Origin of the sequence: Rhizobium sp. AG207R (assembly GCF_027109195.1) — a bacterium.
GTDB classification, from domain to species: domain Bacteria; phylum Pseudomonadota; class Alphaproteobacteria; order Rhizobiales; family Rhizobiaceae; genus Rhizobium; species Rhizobium dioscoreae.
Window position 1 is genome coordinate 25,776 of sequence record NZ_JAEPVT010000010.1, and the last position, 24,146, is coordinate 49,921.

The window sequence follows — 24,146 nt, forward strand, 5'->3', positions numbered from 1 at the left end:
TGCGGCATCGAGAGACCAAGATCATGGCTGAGTTCAAATCCGATTTCCTGCGAACCCTGCAAGAGCGCGGCTTCATTCATCAGATTTCCGATGAAGCCGGCCTCGACGACCTCTTCGCCAAGGAAACCGTGACGGCCTATATCGGCTTCGATCCGACGGCATCGAGCCTGCATGCGGGCTCGTTGATCCAGATCATGATGCTGTACTGGATGCAGGCGACCGGCCATCGGCCCATTTCGCTGATGGGCGGCGGCACCGGCATGGTCGGCGATCCCTCCTTTAAGGAGGAAGCCCGCAAATTGATGACCATCGACATGATCGAGGACAATATCGCTTCGATCAAGCGCTGCTTCTCGAACTACCTCACCTATGGTGAAGGCCCGAAGGACGCGTTGATGATCAACAACGCCGAGTGGCTGCGCTCGCTGAATTATCTGGAATTCCTGCGCGATGTCGGTCGCCATTTCTCGGTCAACCGCATGCTGTCCTTCGATAGCGTGAAGACGAGACTTGACCGCGAACAGTCGCTGTCGTTCCTCGAATTCAACTACATGATCCTGCAAGCCTACGACTTCGTCGAACTGGCCAAGCGTTATGATTGCCGCCTGCAGATGGGCGGCTCGGATCAGTGGGGCAATATCGTCAACGGCATCGATCTCGGTCACCGCATGGGGACCAAGCAGCTCTTTGCCTTGACCTCACCGCTGCTGACCACGGCGTCCGGCGCCAAGATGGGCAAGTCTGCTACCGGCGCAGTCTGGCTGAACGCTGACCTGCTGTCGGCCTATGATTTCTGGCAGTACTGGCGCAATACCGAGGATGCAGACGTTTCCCGCTTCCTGAAGCTATACACGACGCTACCGATGGATGAAATCGCTCGCCTCTCCGCGCTTGCCGGTTCAGAGATCAACGAAGTCAAGAAGATCCTCGCGACCGAAGTCACGGCGATCCTTCACGGCCGCGCGGCAGCCGAACAGGCAGCCGAAACGGCACGCAAGACCTTCGAGGAAGGTGGCCTGTCCGAAAACCTTCCGTCGATCGATGTTCCCTCCTCCGAACTCGAAGCTGGCATCGGCCTGCTGGCTCTGATCGTGCGCGCCGGTCTTGCCGGTTCGAATGGCGAAGCTCGCCGCCATGTTCAGGGCGGCGCAGTACGCATCAACGATCAGGCCATCAGCGACGAGCGCAAGGTGATTGGTACCGGCGAAGTCACAGCCGATGGTGTCATCAAGCTCTCTCTCGGCAAGAAGAAGCACATCCTGATCCGTCCGGCCGCTTGAGCGTCTGAATAGAAAGAGAACAAAGAGAGCCGGCGCCCTCGCGCCGGCTTTATCATTTGTGCCGGTGCAGATGCAGAACATTATCACCGCTGGCCGGATGATTTTTTCATCCCGATGTCGGATTACGGCCCGCCTATTCGTCCTCAGTCCAGATCGCATGCTCGGAGGTGACTTATGGATGAATTGCCGGTGATCAAAACGAGGCGCAAAGGCCGAAACCTTACGCAAAGCATGTTGATTCCCAGCGAGCAGATGCTCGCCCGCGCCCTCTGGGCAGCGCCACCGGGTCGGTTGTCCGATATTGCGGGAGTAAGACAGGCGCTTGCCAGGCAATATGGTGCCGACGCCTGCTGCCCTGTCACCGTTCAGCGACATTTGGTGCAGATCAGTCAAAACGGCACGGCTCCGTTTTGGCGCATCGTGGACCCCGATCGACCATTCGCACGGCGCATGAACGGCGGGCCGGAACGCATACGAGAGCGACTGGCGGAAGAGAAATAATCTGCGCTGCCTCTGCTATCGAAAGGCGGAGCCTAAGCTTCGCGCCGCTTCAATACTCAAATATCTGCCTGAAAACACCTGGCGCGATGATCGAGAGAGGATTGATCTGCAGGTTCGATTTCTCGATCGTACCAGTCAATCTGAAGGTAATGCCGATCAGGCCGCGATCGCTGCCATTGCCCAGGATGAAGCCGACGATCGGAACTTCCGCGAACAGCCGGTTCAGGCCATAGGCGGGCATGAAGGTCCCCGTCATGTCCATCTTGCCATCGGCGTCCTTCAGCACGCCCTGGAACGTCGCTCCGACCTGTACGCCGCGCACCACGCCATTTTCGACGGAGAGCACACCATCGCGCATCACCAGCCGCGCAAAGCCGCGCTCGAAATTCTGCGAACGCGTATCGATATTCTGCTTCACGGCCGAATTCAGGCTCTTGCCGTTCTTTCCGCTCGGCGTCGATACGATGGTCGAGAGTTTCTTGTCGTCGATGATGGAGAAGTTGCGGATGTCGAGCGAACCGTCCCAATCATCCTGCCCGATCGAGCGCAGCGATAGATTGAGCAATCCACCTTGCAGATGCCTGTAGAGATCGGTGAAACGCGCAACGGCACCGGCATCGCCGCTCGTGATACGGATGACGCCGTTGGCGCCTTTGCTCATCTGGGTAACGAGCGCTTCGCCGCTACGGGTCACGCCGGAAAAGTCCGCAGCCGTCGTTTTGCCGCCGGCGATCGAATAGACGCCCTTGACATTGCCGATGGTCTCATCGTTGAAGCCGATGACCTTGTCGAGATTGGCGCGAACGGTCGCGCTCGCCGAAGCGTCTCCGTCCGAACTCTGCTGGCCGCCCGATGTAGACGCCTTCACGCGCGCGAGGATCGGACGTATGTCGGCGGAATTGCCCGATATCGCCACGTCGTAGCCGCCACCCTTGCCCCGCTTCAGCGAGAGTGCAAAATCATCGAGCGCCGAGAGCTTCACGCTGTCGAAGCTTGCCGAGGTAAGGCTCCCCTTGCTGATCAGAAGATCGCCGCTGGCGCCGAACCCATCGCCCTTGAGCGTGAAATTCTTGAGCGTCGTCTGGCTGTCCGGACCGGAAGCCTCGAACTGCGCGGTCGCAGCAATGCCGCTGCCCTTCGACCAGCCCACCCACGGCACGGTCAGAGCCGCTTTGCCGAGATCGACCTTGACACCCTGGCGGTCGTCGTCGATGCGCGTCAACTCCACTTTGACGGGCCCATCAACTATATCCCGAAGTCCGGGTAGAACGGTGTTGCGCTGCGCATCGGTCAGCGTTGCTGTGATCACGCGGGCGCGCTTGACCGGCGATTTGCTGTCGGTCGGCTCCACCATGTCGATCTGGGCCGGAATACTGTCGATCTGGGCCTGCGCTTGCAGATGCACGGATTGCGGATCGGCCGAGATCACGCCAGTCAGATTGTCGATCTTGCGATTGTTCATCGGCTTCAGCAGGTCGACATTGTCGAGATTGAGCTTCGCCTGCCACTCCGGCGGGGGCGGCTGCTGATCCTTGATGAGCCCTATCCTGGCATCGACCTTGGCGACGATCTTGCCGTTGAAATCCTCCGGCTTGAACTCGGTCCGCTGCAGCACCTCCAGAGGTTTGTAGGTCAGAAGTTCGCCGATCGCATCGCCGGAGCCTGAAATCGTCAAATCAAGATCGGCCATCAGCGGCTTGTCGTAGGTCGCCGGGATCGAGAAGCTGCTGTCACTCAGCGTGATCGTGCGCCCCGTTGGAAAATAGGAGGTGGCCGTGGCGATATCGACGACCATATTCGGACCGGTCAGATCGAAATGGGCCTTGGTATCGCGCAACGGCGGAATTTCGCCGGGAACATTCATCCGTGCGCCATCTATGTCGAAGGCGATATGCAGCTCGTTTTTGCCAAGCTGCAGCTTGCCGGTCTGCGACGCCTCTCGCAGTCGTCCAGCCGGAATGAAGACCGATATGGCAGCATTGGTCACCGAGCCACCGAAAAGATTGCCCTCGACCCAGACCCTGGGTTTCGAGGCCATCCAGAAAGGCCAAAGCTGCTTGACAACAGTTGTGTCGAGTTTGTCCGCACGGCCGCCGAAACTGATTTCCGGCGAGCTGTCGCCAAGTTTCATATGCAGAGAGCCGAAAAGGGCGCCTTGCGGCGTCGATATGCCGAGATTGTCGAACTGGAATTCCTTCGTTGCGGAAAAGAACCGGCCCGTGGCGCGGCCATCGAAGCTGACAGGCTTTTCCCCCGAGAGGGACGAAGCGGCAACACCGTCCTTGATCACGAAATCGATGCCGAAACCCTTGCCTGCACTGGCGTCGACACGATCGAGATCGATGACCGCGCCGGAAAAGGGCGCGATCGTCCGAAGGAACTGCGCTTTTGACGGCGCAATCTCCAAAGTCTGGTGATCGAAGTTGTAGGCGAGGTTGATATTGGCCTGCGTCAACTCCTGCATATCATGGTCCATATAGAGGACGCCGGGCTGGACATTGATGGTGGCGCTCAGCTTCGGATCGATGCCTGCCTCGCCCTTGACGGCCGAAAGCGTGATGTCCCCGAAGGTCGTCAAACCCTGTCGCGGCGTCCCGTTCGGGTCATAGGTCATCGTGAGTGGCTTGAGATCGAGATTCGATATCCTCGCCGCCAGCGACGAGCTGTGACCGGTCTCGTTTTGATCCGCCCTCACATCCAGGAGCGCCACGGACCCGTTGAGCGCGACCTGGCCATATAAATGCAAAGAATTCGGTGCCGCCCGCTCAAATGTGAGGTTGTCGACGACGAGGGAGATCGGATCCCCCTCCTGTCGCGCCAGCTTCATCGAGAAGCCGGAAATGCGCACGGAATTCGTGCCGCCGCGCTGGACGAAGTGTTCGAGAAAATCGAGATTGTCGAAGGCCGCATTCAAGGCCTTGGGTAAAGCATCGACGCGCAAGGCGGTCAAATCCACCGGGTCGCCTTGCGGCAGCAGTGAGGTATCGAGCGCGATCCCCTCTGCCGCTACACTTGCCACTTCCACCCTGCCCTCGATGAGGGCCAAGGGGTCAAGCTCCATGTTGACGGCTGACATCGTCGACAGATGCTTGCCGCTCTCCTGATCGACGACATTGACGTCGCGTGCCTCCAGTGCCAGGCGCAGGTCGGAGGTAAATCGGATCACGGTCGCGCCGACCTCTGCCTTGTAACGCGGGCCGATGGCCTGATCGAGAGCCGTCTGCGCTTTCTGTGACAGCGGCGCATCGAAGATACCACCTTCGATGGTCGCGATGACGGCACCGAGAATGATGGCGAGAAACGCAAAGAAAACCAGCGTTATGCGGCAGACATGCCAAACATGCGATCGCCTGCGTCGACGGCGCTCCGGCACGTGCACGATCAACGGATCTTCGACCTGAGCGGACGGCAGATGGTCGAGCGACACGAGATCCTTTTTGCGGAATGTTACCTTTTCGCCTCGGATCACTCCTGCGCGTGCCTTTCACTTATACAATTTTGTTGGTGACGCTGCGTCCCATTGGACGGCACACGCGAGCAGTATATATGCCTTACCTCAAGTGTCATCTAAAAAACCGGCAAAAGAAAGGTTTTCCCGTGGCGGAAGTTTTTCCGATTCAACTGAACATCGGCGATAAGGCACCGGATTTCGATCTTCCGCGCGACGGCGGCGATCGCGTTCACCTTGCCGATTTTGCCGGCAAGCCGTTGGTGATCTATTTCTATCCCAAGGATGACACCACCGCCTGCACGACGGAATCGATTACCTTCACGGCACTGTCAGCCGATTTCGCAAAACTCGGCGTTGCCCTCCTTGGCGTCTCTCCCGATTCTGTGAAAAGCCATGATAAATTCGTCAAGAAGCATGCGCTTTCCGTGCCGCTCGCCTCCGACGAGGAAAAGACCATGGCGATGGCCTATGGCGTCTGGCGGGAAAAAAGCATGTATGGCCGCACCTATATGGGTGTGGTGCGCTCGACCTTCCTGATCGACGCCGATGGGCGCATCGCTGCAATATGGGACAAGGTCAAGGTCGCCGGACACGCCGAAGCCGTTCTCGCTGCGGCCAAGGAACTTTGAAGGCATGTCCGGCAGTCCCGAAACCTTCACGTCGCTGCGCGGCGGCGCCATCGCCGCCATCCGTTCGGCCGATCTCGATATAAAGACCGAGCTCGCCCAGGAATCGGCGACACGTTGGTTTGCCCGCACCCTGTCGCTGCGTTCGCCGCTCGACCCGCCGCTCGCCGATCGGCCCGGTCGGCCCGAAAAGCCGGAGCTTGTGCCACCGAAAAACATGGAGAAGCGCTCGCTGCATACGCTGAAAGGCCGCATCGCGCTCCTGCATGCCATCGCCCATATTGAGCTGAATGCCGTCGATCTCGCATTGGACATTGTCGCGCGTTTTGCGACGGGACCGGTCCCCAATTCCTTCTTTGATGGCTGGATGCAGGTTGCCTTCGAGGAAGCCAAGCATTTTCGCATGGTGCGGGCGCGCCTGCGCGAGTTGGGTGCCGATTATGGCGATCTGCCGGCCCACGACGGTCTGTGGCAGGCGGCCCATGCGACCCGCACCGATCTGACCGCGCGCCTAGCGGTCGTGCCTCTGATCCTCGAAGCGAGAGGTTTGGACGTGACGCCGGCCCTTCAAGCAAAGATACGCGAAACCGGCGATCTCGAAAGCGCCGCCATACTCGACGTCATCTATAATGACGAGAAGGGCCATGTTGCCGTCGGTGCGAAATGGTTTCGCTTCCTGTGCGCGCGGGAAAAGCGCGATCCGGCCCGAACCTTCCAGGAGCTGGTGCGCGCTAATTTTCGCGGCTCGCTGAAGGCACCGTTCAACGATATCGCCCGGGCGGAAGCCGGACTGACGCCCTCTTTCTACCGTTCACTGACATCTACAAGCAATGCTTGATATACTAACGTAAAATGGCTTTTTCCGGTATTTAATACTGCTATAGAAAGCATTCATTAACCATAATGCCGTGTACTTCCATCGGGTGCCAAAGGGCACCGATTGGGAGAGTCTCGGTGACAGCAAAGCCTCAGAACCGGGTTTTCGGCAAGCAAAGGCGACATCACACTATCATCCTCGCCAGCGGCGATACGGTGCGCCACATGACCGTGCGCCCATGGATGGCGGCTATTGCCGTCTGCATGGTCGGAATTTTTTCGATCGGCTATCTCCTTGCTACGTCCTATCTTGTTCTGCGTGACGATCTGATCGGCGCGACGATGGCCCGCCAGGCGCGCATGCAATATGACTATGAAGACCGTATCGCCGCCCTGCGCGCCCAGGTCGATCGCGTCACCTCTCGCCAGCTTCTGGATCAGCAGGTGGTGGAGGAAAAGGTCGACAAGCTGATCGAACAGCAGCAGCAACTCTCATCACGCAACGGTAAGCTCAGCACCCTGCTCGACCGGGCAGAGAACTCCGGCCTGACCGGCAAGGGCGCGCATTCCGATGCCGACGCTGCCGCGCCAAAGAATGAACATGCGCAGCTGACGTCACCCAAGGCAATCGAAAAGCTTCTCATGAGCGGCAAGCCGGCTGACGCGACACCCGACAACTCCACGCTTGCCTACGTCCCTGCCCCCGAAACCGTTGCCGACCGTGCCGATCGGGTCTTCTCGAAGGTGACGCTGTCGCTGAAGCATATCGAACAGGATCAGTTGTCCCGCATCCACAATCTCACCGCCGATGCGTCGGAAACTGCCACCTCAATCCAATCGATCATGCAGAATGTCGGGATCAAAGTGCCGAACGAGGTCGCCGGCATTGCGCGTGACGATGCGGATGACGGTATGGGCGGTCCCTACGCACCTCCCGAAAATGTCGACCAGTTCGAACGATCCATGGCGGAACTCGATACCGCCCTGACACATCTGGAAACAGTTCGGGGGGCGGCCGAAAGCCTACCCTTCCGCAACCCGGCGCCGGGCAAGCTCGTCACCAGTCCTTTTGGCAATCGCAAGGATCCATTCTTCGGCACGCTGGCACTTCACACCGGCACGGATTTCCATTTCAGTCCCGGTGAGAAAATCAAGGCTACCGCTCCCGGCAAGGTGGTTTCGGCTGGATGGACCGGCGGCTACGGCAACATGGTGGAGATCGACCACGGCGACGGCATCTCCACTCGCTATGGGCATATGGAACAGGTGCTCGTCAAAGTCGGCGACAAGGTCGGCGCCGGCGATGCGATCGGTCTGGCCGGCAGTACCGGGCGCTCGACAGGAACACATCTGCATTATGAAGTGCGCGAGAACGGACATCCCATAGACCCGATGTATTTCATCGGTGCCGGCACGAAACTCGCAAGTTACATCAGCGGATTGGGCGCAATTTAGCTGCCGGAATTGTGACAAACGCGCAACAAAGATGGCACTAATCCAAAAATTGCGTTATCAATGAACTTCGAGGCTGTTGAAGCGCCTGCTTTCCTTGACTTCCCGGGTATTTGGTTCTATGTCGCGCTGCATTGCGGCACGCTCCTGCGTGTCGACTCATGGTGTTCGACTGAACCAAGACGGAATTAGATTTCCCTTTGACAACATTTGCTGACCTTGGCCTGAGCCAAAAAGTCCTTTCCGCGGTGACTGACGCGGGCTACACCACACCGACTCCGATCCAGGCCGGTGCAATCCCCTTTGCGCTTCAGCGCCGTGACATCTGCGGCATTGCCCAGACCGGAACCGGCAAGACGGCCTCCTTCGTGCTGCCGATGCTGACGCTGCTGGAAAAGGGTCGCGCCCGCGCTCGCATGCCGCGGACGCTTATTCTGGAGCCGACGCGCGAACTCGCAGCGCAGGTCGCCGAAAACTTCGAGAAGTACGGCAAGAACCATCGACTGAACATTGCCCTTCTGATCGGCGGCGTTTCCTTCGAAGAGCAGGATCGTAAGCTGGAGCGTGGCGCCGATGTGCTGATCTGCACGCCCGGCCGTCTGCTGGATCATTTCGAACGCGGCAAGCTGCTGATGAGCGCCGTCGAGATCTTCGTAATTGACGAAGCCGACCGTATGCTCGACATGGGCTTCATCCCGGATATCGAGCGCATTGCCAAGCTCATCCCCTTCACGCGTCAGACCCTGTTCTTCTCGGCAACGATGCCGCCGGAAATCCAGAAGCTAGCCGATCGTTTCCTGCAGAACCCGGAACGCGTTGAAGTCGCCAAGCCGGCATCGACGGCCAAGACCGTGACGCAGCGTTTCGTTGCCTCCCACGGCAAGGATTACGAGAAACGCGCCACGCTGCGCGATCTCATCCGCGCCCAGACGGATTTGAAGAACGCTATCATCTTCTGCAATCGCAAGAAGGACGTGTCCGACCTCTTCCGCTCGCTGGATCGCCACGGCTTTTCCGCCGGCGCGCTGCATGGTGACATGGATCAGCGCTCGCGCATGACCATGCTGCAGAACTTCAAGGATGGAAACCTGCAGCTGCTCGTTGCCTCCGACGTCGCAGCACGCGGCCTCGACATTCCCGATGTCAGCCACGTCTTCAATTTCGATGTTCCGATCCATTCGGAAGACTATGTTCACCGTATCGGCCGCACCGGTCGCGCCGGCCGCTCCGGCGCCGCCTTCACCATCGTGACGAAGCGCGACACCAAGCACGTCGACGCCATCGAGAAGCTCATTGGTGAAGACGTTCAGTGGCTGAACGGCGATCTTTCGGCTCTGCCACCAGCAGACGAGAGCAGCGACGATAACCGTTCGTCCCGCCGCCGCGACCAGAAGGGTAAGGGCCGCGATCGGGATCGCAGCCGTGGAGGCCGCAACGCCTCGAGTCATAAATCTGATATCGACGTCGAGGATAATGACGTCATAGCGATCGAAGCAGCACCAGCAAAGGCCGAAAGCGTGAAGAACGAGCGCAAGTCTGAGAACAACAATAACAGATCCCATAACGGTTCTCGCAACAGCCACCGGCCCTTTCCTGCTGCCAATGACGATCACCGCGAGCGCCGCAACCGCTATCGCGATCAGGATGACGGTCCGACGCCGGTCGGCTTCGGCGATGATATCCCGGCTTTCATGCTCATCGTGGCAAACGCCAAGGGCTGATAGATCCCGCTCAGACACGCAGCAGATCGGCTTGCCGGATGTTGCGTCCAATCTCGGGATTTGAATATTGGGCAAGCCCGGCATCGATTTCCCAGGACTAGGAACCGGTCTCGCAATCTTGCGGGACGGCAAGCTTTTGCTCTATCGCCGCCTCAAGGCACCGGAAGCCGGATGCTGGAGCATCGTCGGCGGCAAGGTCGATCATATGGAGCCTGCCGCCAAGGCCGCGATTCGCGAAGCGGAAGAGGAAAGCGGCCTCTCCATCGACAGGATCGATTATCTTTGCACGCAAGAAGTCATCATCGAGGCCGAGCGACAGCACTGGATCTCGCTGATCTACGTATGCAGGGACTTCTCCGGCGAACCCCGACTGATGGAACCGGACAAGCTCTCCGATTTCGGCTGGTTCGGCCGCGGCGAGCTACCGGCTCAGCTTTCAGAATTCGCCAAGACAACGATCGCCCATTTGAGCGAAGCGGATTTCCGCTGACGCCTATTTATCCGAGCGAAGCGCAGCCTCATAGGCCAGCCGCACCCAACGCGCCATTTCATCCGGATCGTCGAACGCGTCGTCGGGTATCGACCAATAGGGCATGTTGACGGCCTTGCCTTTCTTGCCTTCGTAGGCCCAGCGTCGCGCGCCGGCGGCCTCAAATTGGGAGGCACTGGCATCGTCCGCTTTCAGGAGAATCTCGTCGTCCACTTCGAGCGCCAGGATGCGGCCCATATGGTAGATCCCCTTGCCGCCGAACATCCGTTTGATGGTGATCGGCCCGAGCGACTGAAACATCTCCTCGATATCGATATTGTCCATTCCCCACTCTACCCCTTCAAAATCCCACCGGCCTCAACAACGGCCTCAGGCGTATCTACATCGAGATGTGCCGCCTCGCCAATCTCGACATCAATGACCGGAAGCCCCGATGTTTCGATGATATGCCGGGCGCCCACATCGCCTTCCAGCCGCATCACGGCGTTCAAGACCGACCGCGGCAGGATGACGGGATTGCCACGCTTGCCGCCCGATACCGCCCGCACGATCGCCTGGCCGTTCGCCTCCCAGAAGGCCGCCATCAGGGCTTTCAGATCATCGCTGGTGACGCCGGGCATATCGGCCAGCATGACAAGAACACCATCGGCCTTTTGAGCTGCCCGCGTACCCACACCGGCAACGAGGGAGCTGGCCATGCCTGAGGCATAATCGGGATTGAATACGACCTCAATGGTAAGGCCGTTTAGCGCGTCTTCGATCTCTTCGCGGCGATGTCCAGTGACTGCAACGACATGAGATGCGCCGCTTGCTATAGCCACGGATGCCGAACGACGAACTAGCGGCACGCCGTCGAATTCCGCCAAAAGCTTGTGCGAGCCCCCCTCACCCATGCGGCTCGCCTTTCCCGCAGCCAGCAGGACGATGGCAACCGAGATCTCCGACGGCGGTTTGTTGACGATGTCGCGCGGCCGCGGGCGTGATTGAATTTCCATGAGCAGCCCTCCAACGCCCATGGCACTGATATCCCGCCGCGTCGGTTGTTCGCCGGCTAATATGCGATCCAGCACCCAGTCGAAGCCATTCTCCTTCGGACTGCGCGCGCATCCCGGCGCCCCGACGACATAAATGTCGCCCACCCTGCCAAGCACCAGCAGATTACCCGGATCGACTGGCATGCCGACCTGAATGACCTCGCCGCCGGCAAGCCGGATCGCCTCCGGAATGACATCACCGGCATCGATGACAGCCGACGCTCCGAAAACGATCACCAGTTTCGCCAGCCGGTCCTGCGCAGCAAGAGCGCGACGGATCGCGCCGGCAACATCGGCTGCTCTATGGGCAACCCGCTCTTCCCGCTGCAACACACTGCCCGAAGGCTGCAGTCGCTGCGATAATATCCGCGCCGTCTTGTCCATCACCGAAGCCTTCAGCGACGGCAGCTCCGTGGCGACAAGCGATATGGCGTGCGGCATGAAGGGCTTGACCTCGAAAACCGGCATCCGCCGCAAAATTTCGACACCTGAAGCGATTTTGACTCCGGAAACGGCGAGCGGAATGATCTTGAAGGTCGCCACCATGTCGCCTGCTCGAACAGGTACATGGTCTGCAAGACAGGCAAGGGTGATCGCCGGATCGAGATTGTTGACGCGATCGACCGCTATACGATTTGCAACAAACAGGCCGTCGACGGTGCTATGGACATTCACCCGTCCCGTCGCGGCTTCAGAAAAAGTCAGATGATCGGGGGCGACTGCCCGCGCCAGCTGCTCGGCCGCCTCGTCTTCCATGAGGTCGCCCGGTTCGATACGCGCGGCGATAACGCGGTCAATTCCAGCCGCAGCGAGCCGCTCGATGTCTCCGCCGGTGAGCTTATGCCCCTTGGAAAAGCCGCCGTCCGCCAGCCGAACGGAATGCGCGAGAACCGCCCCCTCCGCCTCCATTGTCAAAAATTCGCCGAAGATCATGGATGGCCGCCTTTTGGCGACGAGACATCCCGCCCGCGAAGCGAGCCGATGATTTCAGCCAGGATGGCGACGGCGATCTCGGCCGGACTTGCAGCACCGATAGGGAGCCCGATCGGCGCATGGATGCGGCCAAGCTCGGCTTCGCCCACGCCTTCCCGCTTCAAGCGTTCCAGCCGGCTGGCATGCGTCTTGCGGCTGCCGAGCGCGCCGACATAAAAACAGCCCCTCTTCAACGCCTGAATGATCGGCTCGTCGTCGATCTTGGGATCATGGGTCACGGCGACCAGCGCCATATAGCTGTCGAGCGGCCGCTCTTTCAGCGCATCCACGGGCCAGTCGGCGATCAGGTCTATGCCTTCGAAGCGCTCCGGCGTTGCAAAGGCGGTGCGCGGATCGATGATCGTCACATCGAAATCCGCTAGGGCCGCCATTCGCGCGAGAATTTGGCTGATGTGCACGGCGCCGATGATAACAAGGCGCGGCGGTGGCAGATGCACGTTGAAGAACAGGCTCTGCCCGTCGATATCAAGGGCTGCGGACTTCCCCGAACGGAACGCCGCTGCAGCGGCATCGCTGAGCGCGCCTTCCAGCGCATCGCCTTCGACGATGAGCCGATCCGGTCCTCCTGAGAGATCGGTGACGAGGATCGCCGCCTGTCGCCTGCGCCGCATCTCATTCAGCCGCGCCAGTATCTGCCGATCCATCAGGCGAGCCTTTCGACATAGACGCGGATGCGGCCGCCGCAGGAGAGACCCACGCGCCAGGCCGTTTCATCGGCGACACCGAATTCCAGCATGCGCGACTTGCCCGTTTCGATGACGTCCAGTGCCTCGGTAATGACGGCACCTTCGACGCAACCGCCGGAAACCGATCCGTGAAAATTACCCTCGCCATCGATCACGAGATGACTGCCCGACGGGCGCGGCGCGGAACCCCAGGTATCGACAACGGTCGCCATGGCCACGCTGCGTCCCGCCAACACCCATTCCTCCGCAATCACGAGCGGATCCAGACTTTCGGATATATCTGACATCGGAGCCTCATTGCTTGCCGAGAAACCGTCGCGGAGCATAGGTATCCGCGCGGCCGGCGGTGAGCGCCGATACGAGATCGGCTAGAGATAATAGATTGTGAACGGGACGGAATTCGTCAACATGCGGCAGCATTGCTTTTACACCGCGCGCTCGGGCCTCGAAACCCGCAAAGCGCAAGAGCGGATTGAGCCAGATGAGCCGCCGGCAGGAGCGATGCAGCCGATCCATTTCCACGCTAAGCAATTCCACGCCCTCGCGCTCCAGCCCGTCGGTGATCAAGAGCACGATTGCGCCCTGCCCCAGCACGCGGCGCGCCCATAATCTGTTGAACTCCTTCAGCGTCTCGCCGATCCGCGTTCCGCCCGACCAGTCGCGCACAGCTGCCGCGCATTCGTCCAGCGCCTGATCCGGGTCCTTGTGGCGCATCGCTCTGGTGACATTGGTCAGGCGCGTTCCAAACAGAAACGTATGCACGCGTCGCCGCCGTTCGGTCAGCACATGCAGGAAATGCAGGAAGATGCGCGTATATTGGCTCATCGAGCCTGAGATATCCGCAAGTACCACAAGTGGCGGCTGGATTTCCTTCGGCTTCCGGAAGCGCGGCAGGATCAGCGCTCCTCCGGTGCGCAACGCGGACCGCATTGTCGCGCGCGGATCGACCTTGGCCGCTGTGCGAGATGGTGCGAAACGGCGCGTGCGCACACGATCCAGCGGCAGCTGCAGCTTCTCCAGCTCCTTCTTGGCAACAACAATCTCTGCCGCTGACATCTGCGCGAAATCCAGATGGCGCAGTACCTCGCTGCCGGAGCTTGTAAATCGCGCATCTATCTTGATATCGGGCGTCTCGCGCTGCGGGCTCCGGTCGCTCCGATCGCTCAATAATGCATCGCTTGCCCGACTCTCGCCCGGTTTCGGCTTCTCCCTCTCGCGATGGTCAGGTGCGACCGGCGACATCATTGCGATCATTTTCGCAACGAGATCGCGCGAGCGCCAGAACAGCCGGAACGCCTCGTCGAAGACGACCAGATCTTCATGCCGCTTGACGAAAACGGAACAGAGGGCAGCATGAAACTCCTCGCGGGAACCGATGCCGATGGCCTCGACCGCTTCTATGGCGTCGGCAATCGCCCCAGGACCGATCTTCAGGCCGGCCCTGCGGAGCACCCGGCCAAATAGCACGATATTGTCAGCGAGGCGCCCGTCACCGGGCGGTGACGGCGCAACGATGATGCCATCGTCTGCACTCGGCTCCATGGCTCATCCCGCCGCCAGCAGTTCGGATTTGACTTCGTCCAACACACGCTTGCCTTCGGCGCCCTGAATGCGGGCGATATCGTCCTGATATTTCAGCAAGGTGCCGAGCGTATCCGAAACGGTCTCCGGATCGAGAGCCAGCCGATCGAGCTCCGTTAAAGCGGTCGCCCAGTCGATCGTCTCGGCGACTCCCGGATTCTTGAAGAGATCGAGCGTACGCAGCTTCTGGACGTAAGCGACGATCTGGCGCGAGAGCACTTCATTGCAGCCAGGCACCTTGCGGCGGATGATCTCAAGCTCCTGTTCGGCCTCAGGATAATCGACCCAATGATAGAGACAGCGTCGTTTCAAGGCGTCATGCACTTCGCGCGTCCGGTTGGTGGTGATGATGACGACAGGCGGCTCTGCTGCCCGGATCGTCCCGAGTTCCGGCACAGTCACCTGAAAATCCGACAGCACTTCCAGCAGGAATGCCTCGAAAGCCTCGTCGGTGCGATCAAGCTCGTCGATCAGGAAAACAGGTGCACGCCCGCCGACACCGGACAGTGCCTGCAATACCGGCCGGCGGATCAGATAGCGCTCGGAAAAAATATCGGCCTCGATGCGGTCGCGGTCGGTGAGGCCGGATGCTTCCGCGAGGCGGATTTCCAGCATCTGCGCCGGATAGTTCCATTCGTAGACGGCCGAGGAAACATCCAGACCTTCATAGCATTGGAGGCGGATCAACGGCCGGTCAAGCGCCTTCGCCAAGACCTTGGCAATCTCCGTCTTGCCGACACCGGCTTCGCCCTCCAGAAAGAGCGGCCGCTTCATCTTCAATGCGAGAAACAAAACGGTGCCGAGCGCGCGACCGGCCAGATAGTCATGGGCACCGAGCAACGCCATCGTCTCATCGATGGAACTCGGCAGCGAAAGTATTGTCTGATCCGCCATGATAACTCCCTTGCAGGGGTTATAGCGCGTGATAGCCCCGGTTCATATAGAGGAGTGCCGGCTTTGGTTCGCTATAGCGTAGAGCCATCACCTCGCCTAAGATGATATTGTGTGTGGAGGCCTGCTTGATCTCGATCACGCGGCAATCGAAGGCGGCAAGAGCATCGGCAAGCACTGGCGCACCCGTCACCAGCGTCTCGAATTTGCCGGCAGCGAAGCGCTCATCGACGGTCAGTTGCGTCTTGCCGGAAAAGGCGTCGGCCAAGGCTTGATGATCTGCGCCGAGCGAGTTTAGGGCGAAAATGCCGCTTTTGAAGAAGATCTCGTTCTTGGCGTTGCTGTTGTTGAGGCAGATCAGAACCGTCGCCGGGCTGTCCGATACCGAGCAGGCCGCCGTGATCGTCACGCCGCGCCGCTCAGCACCGAGCGCCGTCGTCACCAGTTGCACATGCCCCGCATAGCGGCTCATGGCATCGCGATAAAGCGCCGGGTCCATACGTTGCCTGTCTAGCACCACCGTCTCCTTTGTTGAGTCGTGCTTGCCTAACATTCAATATGACGGTCAGGTGTTAGCTTTTCTACAATAGCATTATTGAAAACAGAGCGATTTTGCTGCTTTTTCTTTGACGATGCCCCGCAGACGGATAAATAGGGCAGGAAAATTGTCCGGGATACTCCATCGATGAACGTTCTGCGTCGCCTTCCGCTCCTGCTTGCGCTGCTTTCGGCAGCCGGCAGCAGCTATGCCGCAGGAATTCACATCGGCGTGGTCGCACCACAGGACGGCAATTTCGCAACGCTCGGGGCAGAGATAACCGGTGGCGCAAATTTCGCGATCCAGGCCCAAAAGGATACGGCGACCGTGGTCAACGAGCCTTGTACCGAGGATGGCGGCCGAGCCGCAGCTGAAGCGCTGGTAGCCGCCAAAGCACAAGTTGCGATCGGCTTTCTGTGCACGGAGACCTTGGAAGGCGCGCTGCCGCGCCTCAAGGATGCCGGCATTCCCGTCATCACCGTTTCCGTACGCTCGCGCATTCTCATGGAAGACGCGCTGAAGAATGGCTGGCCGCTCTTTCGCCTCGCGCCGGTCGATAGCGCCGAGGCGGCCGTGGCGATCGACACCATTTTGAAAAATTGGGCCGCGGAACCGATGGCGCTGATCGATGACGGTACGATACACGGTCGCGAACTGGTCGGCGCGATCCGCAATGCGCTCGAGGAAAAGGGGCTAAAACCGGTCTTCACCGATACCTATCGTCCCGGTCAGGATCAACAGATCGCCCTCGTGCGACGACTGAAAAAGGCGGGTGCGACACGCGTCTTCATCGGCGGCGACCGCAGCGATGTTGCCGTGATCGCGCGCGACGCTAAGAGCGAGAATATTCCGCTGGCCCTGATGGGTGGTGATGCCATGCGTGCCGCAGATCAGCCTCTTCCCTTGCTGGAGGGTGTGCAGGCAATCGCTCTGCCCGACTATGCCAGCCTGCCGGCAGCTCAGCCCACGGTACAGGCAATGCGTGCGGCCGGTACCGAACCTGACGGCTATACTCTGCCGGCCGCAGCAGCGGCTCAGATTGCCAGCCAGGCAGCCGACAGCGCCAAGGCGGACAATAAACCCATCGCCGAAAAGCTCGTGGGAACAGTTTTCCAAACAGCGGTCGGTCCGATCTCCTTCGGGCAGAACCACGAATTGACCGAAAATCCCTATCGCCTGCTGGAGTGGCGGGGCAATACCTTCCTGCCGGTGACGCCATCGAACTGATGGTAAGCCGTTCTGGCGGTTGTTTGCCCGCGATAGCGGTGCTAATCCAGGCGCGAAATAATCAGTTGGAGCTCAGCTACCCATGACCTTGCCGATCCGCATTGCCCCTTCCATTCTCGCTGCCGACTTCGCCAAGCTCGGGCAGGAGGTCAAGGATGTGACCGAAGCCGGCGCCGACTGGATCCATCTCGACGTCATGGACGGCCACTTCGTACCGAACATCTCCTTCGGAGCCGATGTCATCAAGGCACTACGCCCCTATACGACCGCGACCTTCGACTGCCATCTGATGATCTCGCCGGCCGATCCCTATCTGGAAGCCTTCGCCAAGGCCGGCTGCGACCGCATCACGGTTCATGCCGAAGCCGGCGTGCATCTGCATCGTTCGCTGCAGACGATCCGCCATCTCGGCAAGAAGGTCGGCGTCACCCTCAACCCGGCAACACCGCTTTCCGTGCTGGAAAACGTGCTCGATGATATCGACCTGATTTTGATCATGTCGGTCAATCCGGGCTTCGGTGGCCAGAAGTTCATTCCGGCCATGGCTGATAAAATCCGCAATGCCAAGTCCCTGATCGGTGACCGTCCGATCGAACTGGAAGTCGATGGCGGCGTCTCTGTTGAAACGGCCCCTCTGATCACCGCTTCCGGCGCCAATGTCCTCGTTGCCGGTTCGGCGATCTTCAAGGGCGAATCGGTCGACGCCTATCGTCAGACGGTCGGCGATCTCCGGGCTGCCGCCGAACGAGGCCGCGTTGGATCAAATTAATCCGACCGATGTCTTTATCGCGACGGGCCGAGTACGGACCGTCGCCTCGCATTGCCTGGAAGTTCTGGGTGGTGCTCTCTGCTGGGGTGCGGCCATGTCCACCTCGGCGATTACGGCGCTCTATTTGCGCAACGGATTGCTGACCAGCCACATTGCCGCCCTTACCCTCGTCTATTTCTTCGGCGGCGCCCTCTCCTGGCTCATCCTCGTGCCGCTCACCCAACGTTTTGCCCGTCGGCGGCCGACCGGCGCACGCTTTGCCGCCTTCTTTCTGGCCCTCTCCATCGGCACCGCGGCCATAACGGCCTTCCTCTTCGCCATGGACTACCGCTGGTTCTATTCGCGCTGGCACGCGCCATTCGGCTCGCTTATCTGGATCTTCCAGTTCCTGTTCACAGGCGCCAGCGCCGTCTACCAGTTCGCCGTCCTCGGCCTCACCCTGTTTCTGCCATTCGGCCTGCTATGCCTGACAGCCGTTTCGGCCTATCTTGCGCGACGGGCGCGTTGAAGTCCCGCTAAACATTGTGCCCATGAAACATTGTGATTACCGCCCGTCTTTGTTATGGGGGCGCCGAGTTCTCCTTGTCCCGTTAGCCAAGAAAGCTTTGAGCCTATGATCCCGCGCTACTCCCGACCGGAAATGGTCGCCATCTGGTCTCCCGAAACCAAGTTCCGCATCTGGTTCGAGATCGAGGCCCATGCCTGTGACGCGCTGGCCGCGCTCGGCGTCATTCCAAAGTCGGCAGCGGATACGATCTGGGAAAAGGGCGGCAAGGCCACGTTCGACGTCGCCCGCATCGACGAGATCGAAGCCGTCACCAAGCACGACGTCATCGCCTTCCTGACGCACCTGGCCGAAATCGTCGGTCCCGACGCCCGATTCGTGCATCAGGGCATGACCTCCTCGGACGTGCTCGATACCTGCTTCAATGTCCAGCTCGTGCGCGCCAGCGACCTGCTCATCGCCGATATCGACAAGCTGCTGGAGGCCTTGAAGCGCCGTGCCTTCGAGCACAAGGATACCGTTACGATCGGCCGTTCGCACGGCATCCATGCCGAGCCCACCACCTTCGGCGTCAAGCTGGCGCTCGCCTATGCCGAATTCGAGCGCTGCAAGCAGCGCCTGATCGCGGCTCGCGAGGAAGTCGCCACCTGCGCTATCTCCGGCGCAGTCGGCACTTTCGCCAACATCGACCCGCGCGTCGAAGAACATGTCGCGGCCGCCCTCGGCCTGAAGCCGGAGCCGGTCTCCACCCAGGTCATCCCGCGCGACCGCCATGCGATGTTCTTCGCCACGCTCGGCGTCGTCGCCTCCTCGATCGAGCGTCTCGCCACCGAAATCCGCCATCTGCAGCGCACCGAAGTTCTGGAAGCCGAGGAATATTTCTCGCCGGGCCAGAAGGGCTCGTCGGCCATGCCGCACAAGCGCAATCCGGTCCTGACGGAAAACCTGACGGGCCTCGCCCGCATGGTCCGCTCCTATTCCATCCCGGCCATGGAGAACGTCGCTCTATGGCACGAGCGCGATATCTCGCACTCCTCCGTCGAACGCATGATCGGCCCTGACGCGACCGTCACGCTCGATTTCGCGCTGGCCCGCATCACCAGCGTCATCGACAAGCTTCTGGTATATCCGGACAATATGATGAAGAATTTGAACAAGTTCCGCGGGCTTGTTCATTCGCAGCGCGTGCTGCTGGCTCTGACCCAGGCCGGCGTGTCCCGTGAGGATTCCTATCGGCTCGTCCAGCGCAATGCCATGAAGGTCTGGGAGGAAGGCAAGGACTTCCTCGAGGAGCTGCTGGCAGACCAGGAAGTGCGCGCCGCCCTTTCGGAAGCAGATATCCGCGAAAAGTTCGACCTCGGCTATCACACCAAGCATGTCGATACGATCTTCAAGCGGGTTTTCGGCTAGAATTTCCCGCTTTCGATTGCGCTTTGCTTGAGGCGGTGCGGCTGACGCGCCGCCTCTTTCTTTTGTCGGCGGATTTGGCCGCGATAGCGCGATCATGCTCGATACTCTCGCCAGCCTTGCCCTGATGTTGTTCAGGTTCGCGCTTCGCCGCCTTTTCGACCAGCCGGTCGAGGTGCTTGAGATCCTCTTCGTCAAGATTCTCAATCCCGACAAAGCGGTTCTCGGCGGCACTGGTCAGGATGAGTTCATTGAGCTTGGCCTGGATAGCCCTCGTATCGCGCGTCTGCGCATTCTGGAGCAGGAAAACCATCAGAAAGGTGACGATCGTCGTGCTGGTGTTGATGACCAGCTGCCATGTGTCGGAGTAACCGAAAATCGGCCCGGTAGCGCCCCAGAGAACGACGCAAAACAGGGCAAGCACGAAGATGGCCGGTTTGCCGGTCCATTCCGAAACAACAACCGCGAAACGAGTGAAAATATGCGTAAGTCGCGCCATGATCCGCATCTCCTGATGATGCGGATCAACGTAAGAAACCGCGCCGCGGTTCCAATGATGACGGCTTCGGCCAATGCCAGCCTCGTCTAGTTCCCGGTCACAATCAGCTTGCGATAGAGATGCCAGGATGCGTGACCGAGAACAGGCATGACGACCGCCAGCCCGGCAAAGATCGGGATGGTGCCGATGACGAGCAGCGCCGTCACGATCAAGCCCCAGACCGCGATCGGTACCGGATTGGTCAGCGTCGCCCGGATGCTCGCATCCACCGCGGCGACGACACCGACGTCGCGATCCAGCAGCAGTTGGAACGTAACGACCGTTGTCACCAGCGCGACGAGAGCAAAGAGGAAGCCGATCAGATCGCCCCAAAGCATCATCGCCATGCCCTCGCGCGTCGTCAGCACGCTCGACACGAAAGATGAAAGCGTCGGAGGAACACCGTCGCCGAAGTAGGTGAAGTAGATGCTCTGCGCCACGAAGAGCCAGACGATGAACAGACCGAACAGCATGAGGCCGGCAACGATAATCGACGGCAAGGCCGATGAGAAGCGCACGTCGAACGCATGGCTCCATGACGTATCCAGCCCCTTTTCCCGTCGCCTGCTGATCTCGTAGAGGCCGATTGCGGCCAGCGGCCCGAGCAGAGCGAAACCGGACATCAGCGGAAACAGCAATGGCAGCAGATTCTGGTCGGTGCTCCAGATCGCCAGCGCAATGCCGGCAATCGGATACATCAGGCACAGAAACACATAATGCGATGGCTTTTCGCTGAAATCGTCCAGCCCCATCTTCAGGGCGTCGACGAGATCGGCGATACCGATCTTACGGATGGCGGGGCGCGTAAAAGTGTGGTCTGCTCCAGCCATGACGTGAAAGGCCGTCATAATGCTCTCCTCCTCAACCGTGGTGCTCGGCTAGCGGTGCAAGATGGCGGCAAACGGGGTGCCGACATCGTCATTCGCTACCGGCAGCAGCAATCCTATCAAATTTTGCCGCAATTGTCGCCTTTTTCCCTTGACAGTTGGGCTCCCCTTTTCCACATCGGCGAAATCATGAAAGCTTCCGACGCAAACATCCTCATCATCCCCGGCTATACGAACTCCGGCCCCGACCACTGGCAGACGCGCTGGGAGCAGAAGCTCTCGACCGCACGGCGCGTGGAACAGGCGGAATGGTCGAAGCCCGTGCGCGACGATTGGGTGGCCCGCATTGCCGAGGAAGTGAATGCCTCGGACAAGCCCGTCGTCCTCGTCGCGCATTCGCTCGGTGTTCCCTCGGTGATCCATGCGATCCCGCATTTCCGCAACAAGGTCGCTGGCGCCTTCTTCGTCGCGCCGCCCGATGTCGCCAATCCGGCCATCCGGCCGAAACATCTGATGACGTTCGGCCCCTATCCGCGAGACCCCCTACCATTTCCGTCGATCACGATCGCAAGCCGCAATGATCCCTTCGGCAGCTACGAACATGCGGATGATATTGCCAACAGCTGGGGCTCGCTGCTGATCGATGCCGGCGAATCCGGCCATATCAATACCGAATCCGGTCATGGGCCCTGGCCGGAGGGCACTATGGTCTTTTCGAAGTTTCTCAGCCAGCTGAAGCCGTAGTATTATTCATAAACGATGATGGATGGAGGCGTGCCTCGCCTCACTAGCCTGTGAAGTACCTGGCACTTTCATTCCATCGACAGATAAAAGCCTGTAAAACAGGCCATGACTGGACCCCGAATCTTGCATTGGCACCCCGCCAAGGCCGGAATTCCGAGGAAGGAGGCGCAGGCGGATTGTGAATTCGCTTCTTATCCGTTATGGGGACGCCCACATACGATCCACTTGCGCTGTCCCATGAGCGCCAAAGACAGAGAACAATACCAATGAACCGTCGCCGCCGTATTTACGAGGGCAAGGCCAAGATCCTTTACGAGGGGCCTGAGCCGGGCACGCTGATCCAGTTCTTCAAGGACGACGCCACCGCCTTCAACAAAAAGAAGCATGAAGTCATCGATGGCAAGGGCGTACTGAACAATCGCATCTGCGAGTATATCTTCAGCCATCTGAACAAGATCGGCATTCCCACCCATTTCATCCGCCGCCTCAACATGCGCGAGCAGCTGATCAAGGAAGTGGAGATGATTCCGCTCGAGATCGTCGTGCGCAACGTTGCCGCCGGCTCGCTCGCCAAGCGCCTCGGCATCGAGGAAGGCGTGGTTCTGCCGCGTTCGATCATCGAGTTCTACTACAAGTCCGACGCGCTCGAAGACCCTATGGTTTCCGAAGAGCACATCACCGCCTTCGGCTGGGCCAACCCGGCCGAGCTGGATGACATCATGGCGCTTGCCATCCGCGTCAACGACTTCATGACCGGTCTTTTCCTCGGCGTCGGCATCCAGCTCGTCGATTTCAAGATCGAATGCGGCCGCCTTTTCGAAGGCGACATGATGCGCATCATCCTCGCCGACGAAATCTCGCCGGACTCTTGCCGTCTCTGGGATATCGAAACCCGGGAAAAGATGGACAAGGACCGCTTCCGTCGCGACATGGGCGGCCTGCTCGAAGCCTATTCCGAAGTGGCTCGCCGCCTCGGCATCATCAATGAAAACGAACCCGTGCGCGGCACGGGCCCGGTTCTCGTCAAGTAAGTTCAGAAAGGACAATCGTGATCAAGGCTCGTGTAACCGTCACGCTGAAGAACGGCGTTCTCGATCCGCAGGGCAAGGCAATCGAAGGCGCACTCGGCGCACTCGGCTTTGACGGCGTCCATCAGGTCCGCCAGGGCAAGGTCTTCGATCTCGAGCTTGAAGGCACCGACAAGAACAAGGCGGAAGCCGATCTCAAGGCCATGTGCGAAAAGCTTCTCGCCAATACGGTCATCGAGAACTTCAGCATTTCGATCGACTGATTGTCCTCTTTCGCGAGCCATTCTTCCTTTGTCTGAGGCAATGGAGTATGGCTCACGAAGCACTTCCAGCGATTATCCCTTTGCCTATTGCGGGACCAGCATCATGAAATCAGCAGTCGTCCAACTTCCAGGCCTCAATCGCGATCGCGACATGATCGCCGCGCTGACCAAGATTTCCGGCCATGCGCCCGTAACGGTCTGGCAGACGGAGACCGAGATTCCGGATGTCGACCTGATCGTCATTCCCGGCGGCTTCTCTTACGGCGATTATCTGCGCTGCGGCGCGATCGCCGCCCGCATGCCGATCATGCAAGCGATCAAGGACAAGGCCGACAAGGGCGTCAAGGTCTTGGGGGTCTGCAATGGTTTCCAGATCCTGCTCGAAGCCGGCATGCTGCCGGGCGCGCTGATGCGCAACGCTTCGCTGAAATTCGTCTGCCGCGAAGTGAAGCTGGAAGTCGTCAATGCCGAGACGGACTTCACCGCTGCCTATGCCAAGGGCCAGGTCATCCGCAGCCCGGTCGCACATCACGACGGCAATTATTTCGCCGATGCTGAGACGCTGAAGGCGATCGAGGACAACGGCCAGGTGGTCTTCCGCTACGCCGAAGGCACGAACCCCAACGGCTCCGTCAATGACATTGCCGGCGTCATGAACGCCAAGGGCAATGTGCTCGGTATGATGCCGCATCCGGAGAACCTGATCGAGGCGGCCCATGGTGGCAGCGATGGCCGCGGCCTCTTCGCCTCCGCGCTTGGCGTGGTCGCAGCCTGATAA

At 59.7% G+C, this 24,146-nt stretch carries 25 protein-coding genes; 15 read left to right on the forward strand and 10 right to left on the reverse strand.

What is annotated here, in order from left to right; translation table 11 throughout:
* Window positions 1–23: 23 nt before the first annotated feature.
* Both tyrS and JJQ51_RS22975 read left to right on the forward strand, forming a co-directional pair.
* Window positions 24–1,280 (forward strand): tyrosine--tRNA ligase, encoded by a 1,257-nt coding sequence (gene tyrS / locus JJQ51_RS22970; RefSeq protein WP_113355567.1) that lies wholly within the window; start codon window positions 24–26, stop codon window positions 1,278–1,280.
* A 174-nt stretch (window positions 1,281–1,454) separates the two neighbouring features.
* The gene (locus JJQ51_RS22975) at window positions 1,455–1,781 is read left to right on the forward strand and encodes a hypothetical protein (protein ID WP_113332561.1); all 327 of its coding nucleotides are present in this window, start codon (window positions 1,455–1,457) and stop codon (window positions 1,779–1,781) included.
* A 49-nt stretch (window positions 1,782–1,830) separates the two neighbouring features.
* On the opposite strand, the gene JJQ51_RS22980 is transcribed toward JJQ51_RS22975, so the two are convergent.
* The gene (locus JJQ51_RS22980) at window positions 1,831–5,250 is read right to left on the reverse strand and encodes a YhdP family protein (RefSeq protein ID WP_269245358.1); all 3,420 of its coding nucleotides are present in this window, start codon (window positions 5,248–5,250) and stop codon (window positions 1,831–1,833) included.
* Window positions 5,251–5,378: 128 nt separating this feature from the next.
* Here JJQ51_RS22980 and JJQ51_RS22985 point away from each other — a divergent pair, with 128 nt between their 5' ends.
* The 5 genes from JJQ51_RS22985 (at window position 5,379) to JJQ51_RS23005 (ending at window position 10,337) form a co-directional block, all read left to right on the forward strand.
* Window positions 5,379–5,861 carry a peroxiredoxin gene (locus JJQ51_RS22985; protein ID WP_145317266.1) on the forward strand — a complete coding sequence of 161 codons (483 nt, stop codon included), beginning with the start codon at window positions 5,379–5,381 and terminating at the stop codon, window positions 5,859–5,861.
* Between the two features lie 4 nt (window positions 5,862–5,865).
* On the forward strand, window positions 5,866–6,696 hold the full coding sequence (locus tag JJQ51_RS22990) for a ferritin-like domain-containing protein (protein ID WP_269245359.1): 831 nt from the start codon (window positions 5,866–5,868) through the stop codon (window positions 6,694–6,696).
* A gap of 116 nt (window positions 6,697–6,812) precedes the next feature.
* Window positions 6,813–8,129 (forward strand): M23 family metallopeptidase, encoded by a 1,317-nt coding sequence (locus tag JJQ51_RS22995; protein ID WP_152092791.1) that lies wholly within the window; start codon window positions 6,813–6,815, stop codon window positions 8,127–8,129.
* Window positions 8,130–8,326: 197 nt separating this feature from the next.
* Window positions 8,327–9,847, forward strand: a complete 1,521-nt coding sequence (locus JJQ51_RS23000) for a DEAD/DEAH box helicase (protein WP_152092790.1) — start codon at window positions 8,327–8,329, stop codon at window positions 9,845–9,847.
* 67 nt (window positions 9,848–9,914) lie between these two features.
* Window positions 9,915–10,337: an NUDIX domain-containing protein gene (locus tag JJQ51_RS23005; protein WP_152092789.1), complete on the forward strand. Its 423-nt coding sequence runs from the start codon at window positions 9,915–9,917 to the stop codon at window positions 10,335–10,337.
* A gap of 3 nt (window positions 10,338–10,340) precedes the next feature.
* On the opposite strand, the gene JJQ51_RS23010 is transcribed toward JJQ51_RS23005, so the two are convergent.
* Genes JJQ51_RS23010 through JJQ51_RS23040 form a run of 7 tightly spaced genes read right to left on the reverse strand, consistent with a single transcriptional unit; the run spans window position 10,341 to window position 16,039 of the window.
* A complete protein-coding gene (locus JJQ51_RS23010; protein WP_069612994.1) occupies window positions 10,341–10,661 on the reverse strand; it encodes a TfoX/Sxy family protein in 321 nt (106 codons plus the stop codon).
* 8 nt (window positions 10,662–10,669) lie between these two features.
* Window positions 10,670–12,304 carry a molybdopterin-binding/glycosyltransferase family 2 protein gene (locus JJQ51_RS23015; protein WP_269245360.1) on the reverse strand — a complete coding sequence of 545 codons (1,635 nt, stop codon included), beginning with the start codon at window positions 12,302–12,304 and terminating at the stop codon, window positions 10,670–10,672.
* A complete protein-coding gene (locus tag JJQ51_RS23020; protein WP_113355547.1) occupies window positions 12,301–13,008 on the reverse strand; it encodes an XdhC family protein in 708 nt (235 codons plus the stop codon). Before JJQ51_RS23020 ends, JJQ51_RS23015 begins: the two co-directional genes overlap by 4 nt.
* The gene (locus JJQ51_RS23025; protein ID WP_269245361.1) at window positions 13,008–13,337 is read right to left on the reverse strand and encodes an XdhC family protein; all 330 of its coding nucleotides are present in this window, start codon (window positions 13,335–13,337) and stop codon (window positions 13,008–13,010) included. The genes JJQ51_RS23020 and JJQ51_RS23025 overlap by 1 nt, the downstream gene beginning before the upstream one ends.
* A gap of 7 nt (window positions 13,338–13,344) precedes the next feature.
* Window positions 13,345–14,592 (reverse strand): vWA domain-containing protein, encoded by a 1,248-nt coding sequence (locus tag JJQ51_RS23030; RefSeq protein ID WP_113389975.1) that lies wholly within the window; start codon window positions 14,590–14,592, stop codon window positions 13,345–13,347.
* 3 nt (window positions 14,593–14,595) lie between these two features.
* Entirely contained in the window at window positions 14,596–15,525 is a 930-nt protein-coding gene (locus JJQ51_RS23035) for an AAA family ATPase (protein WP_113355540.1), read from the reverse strand.
* 19 nt (window positions 15,526–15,544) lie between these two features.
* A complete protein-coding gene (locus JJQ51_RS23040; protein WP_113355538.1) occupies window positions 15,545–16,039 on the reverse strand; it encodes a flavin reductase family protein in 495 nt (164 codons plus the stop codon).
* Window positions 16,040–16,207: 168 nt separating this feature from the next.
* On the opposite strand from JJQ51_RS23040, the gene JJQ51_RS23045 reads away from it, so the two are divergent.
* The 4 genes from JJQ51_RS23045 (at window position 16,208) to purB (ending at window position 19,971) form a co-directional block, all read left to right on the forward strand.
* Window positions 16,208–17,287, forward strand: a complete 1,080-nt coding sequence (locus tag JJQ51_RS23045; RefSeq protein ID WP_113355536.1) for an ABC transporter substrate-binding protein — start codon at window positions 16,208–16,210, stop codon at window positions 17,285–17,287.
* Window positions 17,288–17,369: 82 nt separating this feature from the next.
* Complete coding sequence (rpe, locus tag JJQ51_RS23050) at window positions 17,370–18,056, forward strand: ribulose-phosphate 3-epimerase (protein WP_113355534.1); 687 nt, start codon at window positions 17,370–17,372, stop codon at window positions 18,054–18,056.
* 16 nt (window positions 18,057–18,072) lie between these two features.
* Entirely contained in the window at window positions 18,073–18,564 is a 492-nt protein-coding gene (locus tag JJQ51_RS23055; RefSeq protein ID WP_371864915.1) for a hypothetical protein, read from the forward strand.
* A gap of 105 nt (window positions 18,565–18,669) precedes the next feature.
* The gene (gene purB / locus JJQ51_RS23060) at window positions 18,670–19,971 is read left to right on the forward strand and encodes an adenylosuccinate lyase (RefSeq protein WP_092716414.1); all 1,302 of its coding nucleotides are present in this window, start codon (window positions 18,670–18,672) and stop codon (window positions 19,969–19,971) included.
* Here the strand turns inward: purB and JJQ51_RS23065 are convergent.
* On the reverse strand, window positions 19,952–20,467 hold the full coding sequence (locus JJQ51_RS23065; RefSeq protein WP_113355531.1) for a low affinity iron permease family protein: 516 nt from the start codon (window positions 20,465–20,467) through the stop codon (window positions 19,952–19,954). The two genes, purB and JJQ51_RS23065, sit on opposite strands and share 20 nt — an antisense overlap.
* 86 nt (window positions 20,468–20,553) lie before the next feature.
* A complete protein-coding gene (locus JJQ51_RS23070) occupies window positions 20,554–21,354 on the reverse strand; it encodes a DUF2189 domain-containing protein (protein ID WP_113355529.1) in 801 nt (266 codons plus the stop codon).
* Between the two features lie 168 nt (window positions 21,355–21,522).
* On the opposite strand from JJQ51_RS23070, the gene JJQ51_RS23075 reads away from it, so the two are divergent.
* The 4 genes from JJQ51_RS23075 (at window position 21,523) to purQ (ending at window position 24,143) form a co-directional block, all read left to right on the forward strand.
* A complete protein-coding gene (locus JJQ51_RS23075) occupies window positions 21,523–22,077 on the forward strand; it encodes an RBBP9/YdeN family alpha/beta hydrolase (protein WP_069613004.1) in 555 nt (184 codons plus the stop codon).
* A 266-nt stretch (window positions 22,078–22,343) separates the two neighbouring features.
* The gene (purC, locus tag JJQ51_RS23080) at window positions 22,344–23,108 is read left to right on the forward strand and encodes a phosphoribosylaminoimidazolesuccinocarboxamide synthase (protein ID WP_069613005.1); all 765 of its coding nucleotides are present in this window, start codon (window positions 22,344–22,346) and stop codon (window positions 23,106–23,108) included.
* A gap of 17 nt (window positions 23,109–23,125) precedes the next feature.
* Complete coding sequence (purS, locus tag JJQ51_RS23085; protein WP_069613006.1) at window positions 23,126–23,368, forward strand: phosphoribosylformylglycinamidine synthase subunit PurS; 243 nt, start codon at window positions 23,126–23,128, stop codon at window positions 23,366–23,368.
* A 103-nt stretch (window positions 23,369–23,471) separates the two neighbouring features.
* The gene (gene purQ / locus JJQ51_RS23090) at window positions 23,472–24,143 is read left to right on the forward strand and encodes a phosphoribosylformylglycinamidine synthase subunit PurQ (protein ID WP_095435003.1); all 672 of its coding nucleotides are present in this window, start codon (window positions 23,472–23,474) and stop codon (window positions 24,141–24,143) included.
* The last annotated feature ends 3 nt before the right edge of the window (window positions 24,144–24,146 follow it).

What these genes read in the sequence shown, in the direction of transcription:
- tyrS (WP_113355567.1), top strand. Translation starts at nt 24, where the DNA reads ATGGCTGAGTTCAAATCCGATTTCCTGCGAACCCTGCAAGAGCGCGGC.
- JJQ51_RS22975 (WP_113332561.1), top strand. Translation starts at nt 1,455, where the DNA reads ATGGATGAATTGCCGGTGATCAAAACGAGGCGCAAAGGCCGAAACCTT.
- JJQ51_RS22990 (WP_269245359.1), top strand. Translation starts at nt 5,866, where the DNA reads ATGTCCGGCAGTCCCGAAACCTTCACGTCGCTGCGCGGCGGCGCCATC.
- JJQ51_RS23010 (WP_069612994.1), bottom strand. Translation starts at nt 10,661, where the DNA reads ATGGACAATATCGATATCGAGGAGATGTTTCAGTCGCTCGGGCCGATC.
- JJQ51_RS23015 (WP_269245360.1), bottom strand. Translation starts at nt 12,304, where the DNA reads ATGATCTTCGGCGAATTTTTGACAATGGAGGCGGAGGGGGCGGTTCTC.
- JJQ51_RS23020 (WP_113355547.1), bottom strand. Translation starts at nt 13,008, where the DNA reads ATGGATCGGCAGATACTGGCGCGGCTGAATGAGATGCGGCGCAGGCGA.
- JJQ51_RS23025 (WP_269245361.1), bottom strand. Translation starts at nt 13,337, where the DNA reads ATGTCAGATATATCCGAAAGTCTGGATCCGCTCGTGATTGCGGAGGAA.
- JJQ51_RS23030 (WP_113389975.1), bottom strand. Translation starts at nt 14,592, where the DNA reads ATGGAGCCGAGTGCAGACGATGGCATCATCGTTGCGCCGTCACCGCCC.
- JJQ51_RS23035 (WP_113355540.1), bottom strand. Translation starts at nt 15,525, where the DNA reads ATGGCGGATCAGACAATACTTTCGCTGCCGAGTTCCATCGATGAGACG.
- JJQ51_RS23045 (WP_113355536.1), top strand. Translation starts at nt 16,208, where the DNA reads ATGAACGTTCTGCGTCGCCTTCCGCTCCTGCTTGCGCTGCTTTCGGCA.
- rpe (WP_113355534.1), top strand. Translation starts at nt 17,370, where the DNA reads ATGACCTTGCCGATCCGCATTGCCCCTTCCATTCTCGCTGCCGACTTC.
- purB (WP_092716414.1), top strand. Translation starts at nt 18,670, where the DNA reads ATGATCCCGCGCTACTCCCGACCGGAAATGGTCGCCATCTGGTCTCCC.
- JJQ51_RS23065 (WP_113355531.1), bottom strand. Translation starts at nt 20,467, where the DNA reads ATGGCGCGACTTACGCATATTTTCACTCGTTTCGCGGTTGTTGTTTCG.
- JJQ51_RS23070 (WP_113355529.1), bottom strand. Translation starts at nt 21,354, where the DNA reads ATGACGGCCTTTCACGTCATGGCTGGAGCAGACCACACTTTTACGCGC.
- JJQ51_RS23075 (WP_069613004.1), top strand. Translation starts at nt 21,523, where the DNA reads ATGAAAGCTTCCGACGCAAACATCCTCATCATCCCCGGCTATACGAAC.
- purC (WP_069613005.1), top strand. Translation starts at nt 22,344, where the DNA reads ATGAACCGTCGCCGCCGTATTTACGAGGGCAAGGCCAAGATCCTTTAC.
- purQ (WP_095435003.1), top strand. Translation starts at nt 23,472, where the DNA reads ATGAAATCAGCAGTCGTCCAACTTCCAGGCCTCAATCGCGATCGCGAC.